This is a genomic window from Dyadobacter sp. (assembly GCF_039919315.1).
Classification (GTDB): Bacteria; Bacteroidota; Bacteroidia; order Cytophagales; family Spirosomataceae; genus Dyadobacter.
Map to the genome: position 1 here is coordinate 75770 of NZ_JBDSFX010000035.1, position 15706 is coordinate 91475.

Genomic DNA, 15706 nt, shown 5'->3' on the forward strand with positions numbered 1-15706 from the left:
AAAGGTTAATTGCAGCTCGCATACTATTATTTTTGAGGTGCGCTGATAACGCCCAGGTACCGCCCCATCCAGTAAGGCAAAAGCCAGATATCGCCCGCGCTGTGTTCGGAAGCCCCATTTTTTCCATTTCTATCCAAATTGAACATGTTTCCATTATGGCGTTGAATAGGACGTTCATCGGGAGGCAGCACCTCTTTGGTAGTTTGCTTGCGAAAGTTAGGTTCCACCATTTCAATATCCTTGCGATGACTGTTTTTAATCACCCAGTCCACAAGGTCCACGGGATGTTCCTGAAGGTACCATACCGCTTCATTCAGATCAAACTCTTTCGTTCCGGTCAAAGCTGTGAAAATATTCCATGCACCTTCCTTTTCAGGTCTTTCCGCCTGCCAGTGATCGAGGATAGATTGTTTATATTTAGCTTTCAGCGTATCATTAAGGGCATATCTGTAAAGTCCCCAGTATCCTACAAAGTACATTTCATCGTCAGAATGGTTCCAGCCGTCGGACATATGCTTGCTATGTTCGTCCGCATCTTCCGGTGCCATCCCGATCACGCTCATTGGGCGCATCATGTTATCCAGGTAGCCGTGTTTGGTCATCAGCTCCATCGCTTTTTTCTTGTACTTTTCTTTTTTGGTAAAATGATACGCAGTTTGAAGCATCCCCACAATATTGGACGAGTTTAACTTGCGGTCTCCCACATTTTTAGGAAACGAATTGACATAATCCGGGTGCCATTTTCCCCACAACGTAGGTTTGCCGTCGAAATCAATCAGATACATGTTATTCTTGACAATGTGCGACATTACCGTGTCGATCAGCGCAATAGCCCTGCTTTTCATAGACGCATCATCGACCAGCTCAGCCATTGCGCTAAATGCGAAAATGTGACCAATCACTTCGTCGCTACTGGTAGTTGATTTCCAGTCCCATTCTTTTTCGGGTGAATGTTGCCAACGGTCAAGGTCATGAAGTTCTTTCATATGCCCCGATCTTTCAAACGACCTTGCAGGAAAGCCCGGGACCGGGTTTACGGTATATAATCTCTCCATCGCATCCAGTGACTCGCGGCAGTTTTGCAATGCTTCCGGATCTTTGGTAACCGCATATCTGAAAATTTCTCCACCGAGGTACATGGAGGTCCAAAGGCCGTCATTGTCCGAATCTTCCATGTGGCCCGTTGCCAGATTACCGTGATCGATCCCTACCAATGTGGCATTGAAACCATTCCTAATGTGTCTCGCTCTCACCTGATCTTCAAAAAGCAATGCCTTTTCTTCCAGTGTCATGTTTTTGAAAAGAATCTGCCCCAAGCCTTTTTTGGAAAGTATCAGTACTGAGTTTTTAGGGCCCGCGGCAATGTCAGTGACATGGTTCCCGGCTAGCCAGCGCTCTCCGTAATAATAATCGAATTTACCATCGCTACGAAGGGCGAATGCACCCTGATTTGACCCAAACCATATCTTTCCATTGACTTCCTTCACAGCCGTAATGTTGGTTACAGGAAGTTTTTTCTGAATGGCACCCGTCTGTTTTCCTGACGCAATGTTAAATGTAATGTAGCCGTCAGTGGTTCCGATCGTAATGTTGGTCTCTTTTTTGGTGATGTCAAAGCTGGTGAAATTTGCACCTTCCAATGATTTGGTCAGTTTCTTGCCAGCGATGGAGAACAGGTATAGTGACTTCTTCCCAAGTATCCAGAACTGATTTGCGTTTTTTTGATAAACCAGCCCTTGTACCTCATCATCAGGCAATTTGCCGCTCCACAGGTTTTGAGAATCTTTAATCAACTGAATGGACTTGCCATCTGAAACTAGAAACTCGAAATCCTTACCTCCTGCAAACAAACTGGCATTGGGAAGCGTGTGTTTGGAAAACAATGTCCCGGCCCATGCATTGCTCAAAACCTCCGATTCGGTGAGATAAACAAATTGTTGCTGATAGCTTGTAACGGCCACCACTTTTTTGTCTTTCATGAAACGGTAAGTATTGTCCGGCCTGATCGTACCTGGATATAGAAATTGCCCGTCGTAAACATGCTGTAAACCTTCTTTGGCAAGGATCTGAATGTTACCATTGCGGTCGGACGCTGCTTGCAAAAGTGTCGATTGGGTGGTATCCGTATAAAATTTGATGCTGAAATCCTGTGAAAAAGGTTTGTCTTTATATACAGATTGCCCGTTGGAGTTTTCAGTATATGCTAAAAAGATAATCAGCAGAAATAGGAAGGAAATTGGGTGTGGCTTTTGCATTAAAATACAGGTTTTAGATAGAATAGGCTTGATGCCTCTTATTTATGTAGCGCGAAACAATGCTTCGTACCGGTTTTAGTTATTTGGAAATATTAGCGTGTCAAAACTTTCGGGTCAACAACCACGTACTTGATCGATTTTTTTCCTTTTTCAGGATGATGAGAGTAAGTCATATGTAAAAGTCCGTCGGTGGTCTGGATCGGGGAAGGGTAGGAATAACCCCCTTTTTTGCTCTGATCGTTTTCAATCAACGTTTTCCATTTCCAGGTTTTACCTTCATCATCAGAAATTCGAAGGCTTAGTTCGTAGCGTCCATCGTCAATATCATTACCCAGGAACGCCCATTTGCCATCTTTGAGAACCAAAAGTTCAACGCTTGCTGTATTAGGAATGTCAGTCTTAACAGTGGCCTTCCAGCTTTCACCATTGTCGGCGGACTCGCTCATGTGAACACGGGTAGGCCCATCGCCGCTGTCGCGCATGTAGGCAACCAGATCACCGTTTTTCTTCCTGACAATGGCAGGCTGGATCGGGCCACGTCCTACGATGGGGAGACCCGGTTTCCAGGAAGTACCGTTGTCATCCGAAATAGCGGTTAGCGAAAAATTGTAGCCATCAGAGTAAAGAGGGAGCACAATTCTGCCATTTTCCATCAGTAACGGCTTAATTCTTGTCATCCAGCCAATGCTTCTTTTAGTGGCATCTTTGCTGGCTTCTACGATCATTTTATCGTATTTCGGCGCATATTCCGCCCAGCCAATGGTACTTTCCGGTAAATCCTTGAATTTTTTCTCCACCTCTTCCGCGAAACGGTTATCAGGTTTTAGCAGTATGTTGTCCTGCCAATTCCAGACCGGTGCGCCTGTTTTGTTATAATCCGTCGAAGTTTTAAATCTCAGAATAGACTGTTCCCAGAGATTAGCCTGCACAGCGATCCATACCAAAAACAATTTTCCCTCAGCATTCAGGAACAGTACCGGGTTACAGTCGGGTAGGTGTGGCGTATCGGCCATCAGAAAGGGCTCACTCCATTTCGTTTCACCCTTTTTTAACCTTGCACCCATAATCCGCACATCATCAGCGGTACGTTCTCCGCTTCCCTGAAACCATGCCACCAGAAAATCTCCGTTTGGCAGGCTTACAATGCTGCTGCCGTGCACGTGTTTCTCCTGAGGAGGAAATATCAGCGTTTGTTGAACAATAGGGGTTGTTTGCGCTATTAGTAATACTCTGACAAGCAGGGTTATGGCTAAGGTTATGACCAGCTTCTTCATTAAATTATCTCTTATTTTACTTTTTTTCTTCTTTCCAACATTTCCTTCCAGGTCGTGAGGATAATACCTTCTGATTTGATAAACGCCTTCAAGTCAGGATCCAGCATGGAGAGCATATCCGCATAGCGGGAGCCACCCGAGGCGCTGATATGTTTGAATTCATCAGTAATGTCGCTGCTGTGAACGATCATCATCGCTACCCCAGGCTGCATTTTCGTTAGTGTTTCTTTGAATTTTTGCGCTTTATATTTGCCCCATTGTGCCGGGCTAATGTCGGTACCTTCCGGTTTCCAGTCGCCGCTGATGGTGTGCAGGTCGTCCAGTACAGGTAACCCCGCTGCCCATATTTTTTGTCCAACCGGTCCGGTTTGTTGGGTGATTTCGGGATCGGGAAGCTTCATACCTTCCTTCCATTTTCCTTCGGATTTCAGCTTTCTGATCACTGGATTATTAAGCGATTCGATAAGCAGCTTGTTATTTCCACCGGGAAACATCACCGGGATACCATATTCTACGCCAACCTTAATGTATCTTTCCAAGTATGGAATGTGCGCAAAGAGGGTTCCCATGTGAGAATCCATGTGCGTCGGTTTCAGGCCAAGTTTCAATGCCCGATCTAACTGTGCACGAATTTCCTGTTCTATCACATCAGGACTGGCATTCTTTATGACCTGCTCTACCTCATGCCACATGCATCCTTCCTCGTCCACCAGCCCGTGTGAATGTTGTATACCACCTAGCGGAGGCCAGCGATAGTCTTGCCATTCGGAAGTCAATGTAAGATGAAGGCCAGCGTCCATTTTTGGATTAACCACTGCAAACTTTGTGAAACTAGCCGCCCAGGGGCAGGGCATCATGATGCTGCAGGAGGTAGCGATACCATTTTCAATGGACCGTTTGGCACCTTCATTGGATGAATAGGACATGCCGGCATCGTCCACATGGAAAATCACAACTTTCGAGCCTTTGGGCCAGCCCAGTTTCTCAGCGTATGTTTCACCCGTTTGGGCAATGGTCTGGTTCATGATGAGCGACAGCATGGTGATTGCAAAAGGTACTATTAATCGCTTCATATCTCCTGTTTTGATAAGGGTTTAATTATTATTCGGAAATCATGCCCAAGTAGCGGCCCATCCAGTAAGGAAGCAGCCAGAAAACCGGTTCTCTTTCTACCTGCGGGTTTCCTCCTGCCAATGTCCACGGGTTTTTATCCCATCGCACCGTCATCCTGATACTCGCAGGCTGTAGCTGGTCCACCTGATCGTCTTCCAATACCGGGGCATGCACAATGCGAATGTCTTCTCTTTTGCTATGGTCAATAGGCCAGTCAACGAGGTCGAGCGGGGTATCTATCAGAAAATCAACTGAGTTGTTAAGCTCTGCTTTTTGATCCAAAGAATAATTGTAGATAAAATTGATCAACGGGTTATGGTCTCCTTTGCGATGCGTGAACCATTCTTCGAGGTGATTTTTATAAAATTTCCGTCGCTCAGGATCGTTCTCGCAATGGATCAGAATGGGGTAGAGGTATGCTTGTAATACGACATCAAAATAGATCAGCCAGGCAGGGTTTTGCTTGGTTACCTCTGCCATATTATCAAGGAAATGCTCTTTTTCGATCAATCTTAGATATTCATTCTGGTATTTCTGGTCACCGGTCATGTGGTGCGCCAGTTTGACAAATGCCAGTAGCTCCATGGAATTCTGGTTGCGGTCGGGCAGCCATTCCGGGTCTTTATTCAACCTGTCGGGCGACCATACTGACCATCGGGTGTGCGTACCGTCCACATCCACCAGATTGAAACTGTTTTTCATCAAATGGTCGACAATGTTACTGACATGCTTTGCAATGACTTTTTTCTCAGCATCATCGGCTACCAAAGTGTAGTAGAAATAGTAACCAAACATATGGCCACACATTTCGTCGCTGCTGGTATCGCCTTTCCAAAGCCATTTTCCGTCCTTAGATAAATGCCAGCGTACTTCCACCGGCTTGAACCTGGGTTCTTTTACCAGTTCATCTGCTTTTTCCCGTTCCGTAAAAATCCGGTTGCCGTCATGCATTTGCTTCCATTCCGACGGGATAATGGTACGGGCAAAAAAGCCGTCGGTGCCGGTCACTTCCTGTAATAATTTTAGAAAACCAAATGCCTTTTTAGCATTCTCTTTGGCCTCCGGACTTTTGGTAGCAGCATACCTGAAACTTTCCATAGCCAGGTAGTTACCGGTATATTCTCCATCATTGTCGTCGTCCTCAGGCGCCCAGGTCGTGGTATCACCCGGAACTTTCAAATGTGCCTGTCCGGCAATCCAAGGAGCTCGAATGTGCCGCTTCATGAGCTGGTCGAAGAAGAAATCATTTTTCTGCGCCAGTGTCATTTTGCGTTTTTCAATCGCGCTTACACCTTGTGCAGTAGCTATCCAGGCCGTACCATTTTGGTCAAAAGTAATGTCGCGAACCTGGTCATCGAGGAGCCAGCGCCTTGAAAATAACAGAGAATGGCTGCCATCGTAGCGGTAGCGCACGATGCCTGCCTGTGTGCCTACCCACATGGAGCTGTCAGGAGCATATTTGAGTGCGCTCACGTATCTTGAAGGGATACCGTTTTCGGCACGTAATTCTTTGGAAATCCCCTCGGAATGACGAATGGTGACACCACCCAGTCCGCCGACCCATAGTTTTCGGTCAACGTCAAGTGCGAGACCTTTTGTGTAGCCGCTGATCAACGCATCGGTTTTGTAGTAATGCTTTAATTCTTTTTCTGTCCAATGATATAAACCCACGTCCGTGGCGATCCATAAACCGTTGTTCTCGTCCGAAATGACGTCTCTTACAGATTTGGATAGGTTAGCATTCAGTTTTTCAAAACCCTTACCACGGTCGAACCAGAAACCTTTGGGACCCAATGCATAAGTACCTTCCTTCGCGACGCATACTGCTGATACCGGACCATCAGGGCCTGCAACTTTCTCCAAAGCATTGTTTTTGAAACGATACAACCCATTCCACGTACCTAACCATACGCTGGCGTCGGGCGCGGCTTCCGCAACAAATGCAGGACCTTTATCATCTCCAATAATTACATTGATCCATTCCGATGTGTCCTTCTTTTTTTGAAAAATACCTGCGGCAGAAGCAATCCATACATTGGAATCATGGTCAATGGTGATACTCCTGACATCCCCGGCCGTCGGTTCATTGGTTACCGGAAATGCATGATGTACTTCTTGCGCGAACGCCTGGTCCTGATAAATTTCATTCTCCGAATCAACAACCTTGTCCTTGTTACATGAAATCAGGAATGTTAATCCAAAGCAAAAAAAATACAGGCGTAAGGACTTTTGAAAAAGGTCCGTCATACGTCGGCGTAATTTACACTTTCCTGAAATAGAAGGCTCACGAGCTTTTTGTATTGAGAAAAATCAGGGATCAGCAATTGCGCTCCGGCTTTTACGAGACGTGGACGTTTGGCCGGGTTATGCCCGAAACGCTGCACTTCATTACTGGTAATACCCACAGAAACACCTCCTGCGCGTCGTCCTTCCCTTATTTCGTCAGGCCCGTCTCCAAAAACAGCCAGTTCATTACCACGCAGGTTGTTATCCCGGATGATCTTTTCAATGATCATTTTTTTGGAAAACTTGGTGTAGTCTTTCAATGCGCCGTAAATGCCGCCGTCAAACAAATCGGCGTATCCAAGCATTTCAGCCTCATTCCTGACATCATCTACGTCAGTCCCGCTCGCGAGGTACATCGTTACGCCGCGTTCTTTGAGCTGATGCAGAAAAGCAACGGCGCCTTTCAATGTATAATCTTCCTGGCCAAGTTCTCCTGCCGCCAGCTTGGCCATCCGTACGTTGACCATTTCCATCAGGCCATCATTATAAAGCTCTTTATATTGAAACTTGTCAAGAATCTTATCCTCAGGTACATATCCAAATTCTCTGACCAGGTTTACCAATCCTTCCATCTGGTAAATAGTTTGAATACCGGTGGTTTTTTGGATGAATTCCTTGCAATGCGCCAATACTTTATGGAAAGTCGCGGAATCGACCGTTTCATAATGATCACCCAAGATGGATTTCATCATAACCGGCTCCATAATTTCCTCCCAGCCCTGCCGCAGCGAGCTGATCGTTCCGTCATGGTCGAAAACGGCATAGCGTATATGTCCTAATTTTTCCAGCACTTCCGGCGCGCAAATCTCGAACTCGGTGTCGGGTACAAACACAGCAGTACGTTCGTTCTCTGCCAGGTCCGCATTGTATATGTAATCAGGTTCATGGCTGATGTTCAAAATCTCTTCTGCGTTGGCTGTGCCGGTTGTGTACAGTTTTTGAACCGTAACACCTGCCGCAAAATTGGCAAAAGCTGCGGCTTCCGCTGGACTAATACCGGCAGCAAGGCACAATGTGATGGCACTGATAGCAGTATCTCCGGCACCTACCGTGTCTAGTTTGCTTTTAAGCTGTAATCCCTGAACTTCATGATAACCGTGGTCGTCGAATGCGATAATGCCGCGTTCGCCACAAGTCACAAAAACCGGTTTTTTAGATTTATCAAAAACCTCCTGACCATATTTTTTCACATCGGTTACAGGCACATTTTCATCCGGACTCACCTGCAATCCGGTCAATGATGCAATTTCCCTGTCATTAGCTTTGAGGAAAGTGTTTGTAAACCGATCATTGAAATGCCGGGAATCCAGCATGACGATCTTATCCGGGTATTTGGCAAAAAGCAGGTTGGCCTTTTCAATAAAACTTTCATTGTTAATGCTACCTGTCACCTGCTGGTTGAAAATCAATGCGTCATATTGTTGCAATGCCGATTCCAGCGCTTCTAATATATGCTGGTCGGTATCAACGCTCCTTTCATTATATACCCCAAAATCAATACGAGGCTCCTCTTTACCGTCCACCAATCGTTTCAGGTAACTATATGTATTGAAATTTTCTTTTTGAATAAAAAGCGCCGAAGTATCTGCTCCCAGGCCGTTCAGCTGGGCCGTGAGTTCTCTTCCCTGCATATCGTCACCCACAGTCCCGATCACTTTGATAGCAGCAGGTTTCAGTGCCGAAAGATTGGCGACCACATTGGCTGCACCACCGGGCGTATAATAATGTTTGGCGACGGCCTGTGCCTGTAAGCCTGTTTCAATGGATACTTCCGAACCCCGTTCGTCCATGACCCAATAGGAATCAAGACAGAAATCGCCATAAACGGCAATTTTAGTACGGGAAATTTTTTCAAGAATGTGTTTGATGCGGCTCTGGTCCATGAAGTTTCGGACTGGTTTAGGAAATGGAAATGGATGCTTTTTTTGCTTTATATACTCCGGGTCTAATCCGGCAGGCTATCGTACGCCCCGGCATTTGTACTAAATATTATAAAATTGTTAAATAATGGCTTTTTTTCGATGGTTACAAAGGTGTAAGCTGTTGCCTGCCCTGCACCTGGGAAATAGCTGGTAATGAGGCAACATGTCCAAAATAATAAGGTATCGTTACCATATGATTAAAAGAAATGCATTTGCGCAAAATGAAGATAATTTTACGCAAGTTGCGATTTGAAATTAAAATCAATCCCGTAGTTTTATCGAAGAATTACAGACACGCCGCTCAAAAGAAAACATCGCCTAACATTTTAATTGCAAAATTTTTAGTTGCAAAGGCTGAGTTTGAAACAATTTTATTTTAAGAATACAATTGATTGTCAATAACATGCAGGTTGTTTAAACGTATTTTTTAGCCAACCTGTTAAATAGGATCTTATCAAGAATAAAGATCCTTTTAATGATACAGTAATTGAGTAAGACTAGTAACCCTTTTCTATAAGATAAACTTTTACTACCGTGGCCTACCCCGACGAAAACACGCTCAGAAAAGTAACGCAAGGCGATGAAGCAGCCTTTGCAGAACTGTACAATTATTACAAGTCGCCTGCCCTGCGCTTTACCAATTCATTGTTAAAAGATGAAGAGGAGGCGGAGAATATGGTGCAGGATGTGTTCATCAAGATCTGGGTGAAGCGGGCACATATCAAGCCGGACTACAATTTCAACTCCTATTTGTTCACATGCCTGAGAAATATGGCATTCGATCATTTCAAAAAGATCGAAAAAAGTGAGCAGCTACGTAAGCACTACATGGAGGCGATCCGGGCAGCTGGTGAGGAAGAAAAAGAAGAAAGCGAAAGAAGGATCGGGCTCGTTCAGGCTGCGGTGGACTCTTTGTCGATCAAGCGTAAACTGATCTTGAAACTCAATATAGAAGAGGGCAAATCGTACCAGGAAATTGCAGAATTTTTAAGGATATCCAAAAATACCGTGAAGAACCAACTCGTTAAAGCGAAGCAGATTTTAAGAGAAAAAGTGGATTTCGCTACCGTTTAAGCGAGTTTAAGAGCAATACAATATTTCTAAAACCTAAAAAACAGAAGCTTTTCAGCCTCTGTTTTTTCTTTTTATATAATAATCCCTTATTTCAGGCCTGCCAGTTTCGACAGGTCAATGTCTTTCAGAACATCTTTCAATTGGTCTATCGTCACATTGTTCCCATCCACATTCACCAGGTAGCGGTCGGCAACTAATATATTCAGTTCGCCTGACTTGTTCTGGTTGTCGTATTTTTCAAAGGATTTATAACCGTCGATCTTCGTCGTTTTTTCGTAACCTGTTGCGGTTTCCTTATCTATTTCCGCAATGGACCAGGCAGCGAGCGTCATGGTTGAAACGCCGGCAATTCCTCCGGTATCTATTATTTCAATGTCGATGGATTCGCCGCCGTCGCCACCTGAATATTTACCTTCTGCCGTGGAAACTGTAAATCCCATCGCTCCGGATTTCTCACCGGTAGCTTCTGTACGGGACAGGCCAGCGACTTTTTCGGGTAACAATTCTTTTAGTTTACGGAAGTCAATAGGGTCTACGGCTTCACGGTTGCCCATTTCTTTGGCTTTGTCGGCAAATGCCTGCAAGGCGTCGACCGGGCTTTTGGCTTCGTCCGCTTTTTCCTCCTCCTGTTCTTTTTCTTCCTGCTTGCTACCGCAACTACTGAAGAGCAGGCCCGATGAAAGAACAAATGCTAAAATAAACGATGTTTTCATCTTCCAATGGTTTGGTTATTTCGTAATAAGCTTCAATTTAATGAAAAACAAACCATTGATACATACCTACTGCGCGAGCAGCCGAACATTATTTTATCGTACCTCCCGTACCGGATTATTTCTCGAATTGATAATGAAATAAATCCCCAAAAGCACGGCGGGAATACTCAGGATCTGGCCCATGTTGAGGACATAATTGGCTTCAAAAGCCTCCTGGTTTTCTTTGAAATATTCGTAGATAAAGCGCAGCGTAAATACCCAAATAAAGAACACGCCCACCATTAATCCACGCGGAGTGGCTGCCTTGTATTTGTTCCATATCCAAAGCAGGACGAAGAACAGGATGAAGCAGGAAATCGATTCGTAAAGCTGCGCCGGGTGGCGTGGTATTTGTTTGAACTCCGTATTATGTACGAAAATGAAGCCCCAGGATACATCGGTAGGGCGACCTACGATCTCGGAATTCATCAAATTTCCAAATCGGATGAATGCGCCTGCCAGGGCAACGAGGATCACTATGCGGTCGGCTACCCATAAAAACGTTTGCCCAGAAGCCTTTCGCGACCTGGAATAAAGCCAAAGCCCGGTAATGATCCCGATAATGGCTCCGTGACTTGCCAAACCGGCATAGGGCGGGAGTATCACTTCCATCGGATTTTTGAAGAGTACTTCGGGTTCATAAAAAAGAAAATGACCCACGCGCGCACCGATTACAGTCGATAAAACCATGTAAAGCGTTAATGCATCTATATCTTCGAGCGATTTTCCTTCTTTTTTGAAGATATGGATCATAATTTGCTGTCCGACCAGAAAAGCCGACGCGAAGAGAAGTCCGTACCAACGAACAGGGAAGGGGCCAAAGCCAAGAAATTCGGGAATAGTAAATATTTCAGGACTAGCGTCCCAGAGAATATACGAAATCATGCGTTTGTGATGTTAATTGTCAAATATACTACTTTGAGACAAGAAGAGAAATGAAATTTTTACTCATAGGGCTGGTCCGGATTTACCAGGGAGTGCTGTCGCCTTACCTGCCTAATTCCTGCCGTTATACGCCTACTTGTTCGCAGTATATGGTTCAGGCGGTGCAGAAGCACGGAGCCATAAAAGGAGGCTGGATGGGATTGAAAAGGATAGCCAGATGCCATCCGTGGGGAGGCCACGGCCACGATCCGGTACCTTGAATTAACCGATCGCGACCTTTCTCAAAATAGAATCAATGATCGTCATCGTGCGAACACCGTCCGCTTCCGCCTCGTAATTCAGCAGGATGCGGTGGTTCATAATGTCAGGTGCGAGTTCTTTAATGTCCTCTGGCAATACATAATCCCTGCCTTCCAGGTAAGCTAGCGCTTTGGCAGCGCGGTTCAGATAAATGGTGGCACGGGGAGATACTCCGAATTGAATGTAACGTGCCTCGTCGCGCAGGCCGTAGTCGAGTGGACGGCGGGTGGCGAAAACGAGTTCGATGATATACCTTTCAAGTGTATCGGAAATGTTCACTTTATTGACATTGTCACGGATGGCGAAAATATCCTCCTTGTTAAGGATCGGCCTGATCTTGTACTCATAGTTAATGTCGGACATGCGCCGCATGACTTCCAATTCCTTGGCTTTGTCAAGATAATCGACGTAGACTTTCATCATAAAACGGTCGATCTGCGCCTCTGGAAGGGGATACGTTCCTTCCTGCTCCACCGGGTTTTGGGTGGCCAGTACAACGAAAGGACGATCGAGCAGATAGGTTTCATCACCAATCGTCACCTGCTTTTCCTGCATAGCTTCCAATAAAGCTGACTGCACTTTGGCTGGCGAGCGGTTGACCTCATCCGCCAAAATGATATTGGAGAAAATAGGCCCTTTTTTAACTTCATAATCCCCGATCTTCGGTTTGTAGATCATGGTACCGATCAAATCCGCCGGTAGCAGGTCGGGTGTGAACTGGATACGCTTGAAATCAAGGTGAAGTACTTTGGCCATCACATTGATCGTCAAAGTTTTGGCTAGTCCCGGTACACCTTCAAGGAGAATGTGTCCTCCTGTGAAAAGTCCGATCAGGAGTCTGTTGAGCAATTTGTCCTGCCCCACAACCACCTTGCCCATTTCGTCCAGTACCTCTTTTATTTTTTCTATATACATTGATTCAGGTTTCTAACAGCGTTCCGGCCGCATTCGGTGGGATTTACTTCCAGATCGCTCTCACAAACCGGTCTTTACCATGAATGTCGCGCAGGATCTCCACATTCTTGTAATTTCTTTCTTCAAAAACCTGCTTGGTCTCGGCGCCGAAATGTTCGTTAATCTCCACGTAGCATTTACCGTCCTGTTTCAAATGGTGGATCCCGAAATCGGCAATGGCTTTATAAAAAAGCAATGGATCATTATCTTCCACAAATAATGCTTCGTGTGGCTCAAAACGCAGCACATTCGGCCGCATATTCTCGGCTTCCGAGTAAGTAACGTAGGGCGGGTTGCTCACGAGGCAATCGAATTGAACGATGTTTCCGGGTAACGGGAAAGTGACATTGAGCATGTCCTGTTTCGCAAAAGTTACATCTGCGATCAGCTGACGGGCATTTTCTTTGGCTACTTCCAATGCCTCATCCGACACATCCCAGGCGTGAACCGATACGTGTGGTAAAAAACGGGCTAGTACAATCGCAATGCAGCCACTACCGGTGCCGATGTCGAGGATTGAAATGTTTTTGTCAGGCTCGGCATAATCGCGCGTCACCATTCTGACCAGTTCTTCGGTTTCGGGACGGGGGATTAATACGGAGGAAGAAACCCGGAATTCCAGGCCGCAGAATTCGGTTGAACCAATGATATGCTGAACAGGCTCATTGTTGTTCAATCGGTCAATAATACCGGTCCAATCGGGCTGAGCAGTGGTTTCAGGGACAGGCCGGTCCACCAGAACATCAATATTGCGAAGTCTCATGAAATGCTCAAGCAACATGAATGTGATTGCCTGTGCCTCTTTTTCCGGATATACGTTAATGCCTTTTAATATGTATTGATATAGCTGGCGTGCCGAAGTCATTTTCAGTGTTTTTTATTCCAATGTCGGAAAGTTAGCAAATAATAGGAACTCACGAAAGTTGAGTTTAAAAGGAGGTTTGTATTTTTACCCCATGGAGGCAGATATTCAATGGATGAAACGGGCATTGCAGCTGGCCGGATACGGTCGCGGAAACGTGAGCCCGAATCCTATGGTGGGCTGTGTGATCGTTTATGACGGATCGATTATTGGTGAAGGCTGGCATCGTCATTACGGCGGACCTCATGCAGAGGTACGTGCGGTGGAGGACGCGGAAGAAAAAGGCAACGGACATTTATTGGAACATGCCACAGCCTATGTCACACTCGAACCTTGCTCTCATACGAGCAAGACGCCTCCATGCGCGGATCTGATGATCCGTAAAAAATTAAAAAAAGTTTTGATATGCAATGCGGATCCTAATCCATTGGTTTCAGGCCGGGGCGTGCAGCGCATGAGAGATGCAGGAATTGAGGTACAAACGGGCCTGCTGGAAACAGAAGGTTTGCAGCTCAATAAGCGATTTTTTACTTCCATGGTGGAGAAAAGGCCTTATGTGATCCTGAAATGGGCGGAAACAGCGGATGGTTTTTTGGGTAGCAGCATAGGCGCTCCCGTCCGGATCAGCGGCGCATTGTCCAACATGCGGGTACACCAGTGGCGGACGGAAGAAGACGCTATTCTGGTGGGGTATAAAACGGCTTTGGTGGACAATCCAAAGCTGAATGTCAGACATTGGTCCGGCAGAAACCCGGTCAGGATAGTGCTGGACAGGCATTTACAGCTACCGGATCACCTTCATCTGTTTGACGGCTCGCAGCATACGGTCGTAGTGAATTACGAAAAGCAGAGTGGCAGCGCCGGAGAACCAGTGCGTTACATAGAAACCCCCGTTGTGCGTTATATGCAGATTCAGCAGGGTGACAACGAAATCGTTCAATTATTAGAAGGACTGCGCAGCCACGGCATTCAATCGGTGTTTGTGGAAGGGGGGGGCGCTGTGATCAATGCTTTTCTGAAAAACGGTGCCTGGGATGAGATCCGAAGGTGTCAGGGTGCTCAGAAGCTGGGGGAAGGAGTAGCCGCTCCACAGGCAAAAGGCACACTTACTGGCTCTGAAAAAGTACAGGATGACTTGTGGACTTATTATTCCAGAATTTAAACACTCCAGAGGTTATCTTCATTGATCCAGATCTCCCAGGCCTTTTCAGCCTGCAATTCGAGCATTTTTAATCCGTTTTGCGTGGTGGCACCATTTGCTGCGCCATTTTTCAAGAACAATGTTTCTGCGGGGTTGTAAACCAGGTCGTACAGGTAATGCCTTTTTGTGACCCATTGATAAGGTAATAAGGGACATTCTTCAATATTCGGAAAAGTACCCAGCGGGGTGGTATTAATGATCATGAGGTGTGAAGCCATGATCTCCTCCGTCAATTCTTCATACGACAGCGAGTCGTCACTTTTTTGCCTCGAGACCAGAGTATACTCCATTTCCAGGTCCTGTAACGCAACCTGTACAGCTTTGGCAGCTCCGCCATTACCCAGTACCAGCGCCTTAAAGCTACTACAAGCTTCGCCGCGACGGTCCAGCCATTCCACCAGCGACTGCCGGAAACCATAGTAATCTGTATTGAAACCTTTGGTACTACCGTCAGCGTAAATTTTGATGGTATTGACGGCTCCAATGCGTTCGGCAGAGGCATCGTCCAGGTCGTCGAGGTAGGCGATCACGTCTTTTTTATGCGGAATAGTCACATTTAGTCCTCTCAAATCGGTCTTATTCTTCAATAATTCCGGCAGTTCTTCCAGTGATTTCATTTCAAAAAGCTCATAGCTGCTCTCTTTGATTTTCTCTCTGGTAAACTTATCTGTAAAATATCGCTTGGAAAAAGAGTGGGTAAGGGGGTATCCGATTAAACCGTATAAATCCATGTTCGCTGTCAGCAGGTACGACTTGAAAAAATGCTAAGTTAAGGCAGGGCATAAGTAATTACAAGAATTAAATGTGACCATAGTGCATTCCTGCGTA

General features: G+C 45.8%; 13 protein-coding genes. 3 read left to right on the forward strand and 10 right to left on the reverse strand.

The window, feature by feature from the left end; genetic code table 11:
* Window positions 1-26 precede the first annotated feature (26 nt).
* The 5 genes from ABIO93_RS10225 to ABIO93_RS10245 form a co-directional block, all read right to left on the reverse strand.
* Window positions 27-2255, reverse strand: coding sequence for a hypothetical protein (locus tag ABIO93_RS10225; RefSeq protein ID WP_348067177.1), 2229 nt, complete (start codon window positions 2253-2255; stop codon window positions 27-29).
* A gap of 92 nt (window positions 2256-2347) precedes the next feature.
* A complete protein-coding gene (locus ABIO93_RS10230) occupies window positions 2348-3529 on the reverse strand; it encodes a sialidase family protein (RefSeq protein WP_348067179.1) in 1182 nt (393 codons plus the stop codon).
* Window positions 3530-3540: 11 nt separating this feature from the next.
* A complete protein-coding gene (locus tag ABIO93_RS10235) occupies window positions 3541-4602 on the reverse strand; it encodes a polysaccharide deacetylase family protein (RefSeq protein WP_348067181.1) in 1062 nt (353 codons plus the stop codon).
* A gap of 28 nt (window positions 4603-4630) precedes the next feature.
* On the reverse strand, window positions 4631-6889 hold the full coding sequence (locus ABIO93_RS10240) for a regulator (protein ID WP_348067183.1): 2259 nt from the start codon (window positions 6887-6889) through the stop codon (window positions 4631-4633).
* Window positions 6886-8811 (reverse strand): PfkB family carbohydrate kinase, encoded by a 1926-nt coding sequence (locus ABIO93_RS10245; protein WP_348067185.1) that lies wholly within the window; start codon window positions 8809-8811, stop codon window positions 6886-6888. The genes ABIO93_RS10240 and ABIO93_RS10245 overlap by 4 nt, the downstream gene beginning before the upstream one ends.
* 573 nt (window positions 8812-9384) lie before the next feature.
* Here ABIO93_RS10245 and ABIO93_RS10250 point away from each other — a divergent pair.
* Window positions 9385-9924 carry a sigma-70 family RNA polymerase sigma factor gene (locus tag ABIO93_RS10250; RefSeq protein ID WP_348067187.1) on the forward strand — a complete coding sequence of 180 codons (540 nt, stop codon included), beginning with the start codon at window positions 9385-9387 and terminating at the stop codon, window positions 9922-9924.
* Between the two features lie 86 nt (window positions 9925-10010).
* Here the strand turns inward: ABIO93_RS10250 and ABIO93_RS10255 are convergent, their stop codons facing one another.
* Both ABIO93_RS10255 and lgt read right to left on the reverse strand, forming a co-directional pair.
* Window positions 10011-10637, reverse strand: coding sequence for a hypothetical protein (locus ABIO93_RS10255; protein WP_348067189.1), 627 nt, complete (start codon window positions 10635-10637; stop codon window positions 10011-10013).
* Between the two features lie 93 nt (window positions 10638-10730).
* Window positions 10731-11561, reverse strand: a complete 831-nt coding sequence (lgt, locus tag ABIO93_RS10260) for a prolipoprotein diacylglyceryl transferase (RefSeq protein ID WP_348067191.1) — start codon at window positions 11559-11561, stop codon at window positions 10731-10733.
* Window positions 11562-11611: 50 nt separating this feature from the next.
* Between lgt and yidD the strand changes: the two genes are divergently transcribed.
* Window positions 11612-11821 carry a membrane protein insertion efficiency factor YidD gene (yidD, locus tag ABIO93_RS10265; protein ID WP_244821539.1) on the forward strand — a complete coding sequence of 70 codons (210 nt, stop codon included), beginning with the start codon at window positions 11612-11614 and terminating at the stop codon, window positions 11819-11821.
* A 1-nt stretch (window position 11822) separates the two neighbouring features.
* Here yidD and ABIO93_RS10270 read toward each other — a convergent pair whose 3' ends face one another.
* On the reverse strand, window positions 11823-12776 hold the full coding sequence (locus ABIO93_RS10270; protein WP_348067193.1) for an AAA family ATPase: 954 nt from the start codon (window positions 12774-12776) through the stop codon (window positions 11823-11825).
* Between the two features lie 43 nt (window positions 12777-12819).
* Window positions 12820-13680 carry a peptide chain release factor N(5)-glutamine methyltransferase gene (gene prmC / locus ABIO93_RS10275; RefSeq protein ID WP_348067195.1) on the reverse strand — a complete coding sequence of 287 codons (861 nt, stop codon included), beginning with the start codon at window positions 13678-13680 and terminating at the stop codon, window positions 12820-12822.
* 91 nt (window positions 13681-13771) lie between these two features.
* On the opposite strand from prmC, the gene ribD reads away from it, so the two are divergent.
* A complete protein-coding gene (gene ribD / locus ABIO93_RS10280; RefSeq protein WP_348067197.1) occupies window positions 13772-14839 on the forward strand; it encodes a bifunctional diaminohydroxyphosphoribosylaminopyrimidine deaminase/5-amino-6-(5-phosphoribosylamino)uracil reductase RibD in 1068 nt (355 codons plus the stop codon).
* On the opposite strand, the gene ABIO93_RS10285 is transcribed toward ribD, so the two are convergent.
* Window positions 14836-15609 carry a shikimate dehydrogenase gene (locus ABIO93_RS10285; RefSeq protein ID WP_348067199.1) on the reverse strand — a complete coding sequence of 258 codons (774 nt, stop codon included), beginning with the start codon at window positions 15607-15609 and terminating at the stop codon, window positions 14836-14838. The genes ribD and ABIO93_RS10285 overlap by 4 nt on opposite strands.
* Window positions 15610-15706: the final 97 nt, after the last annotated feature.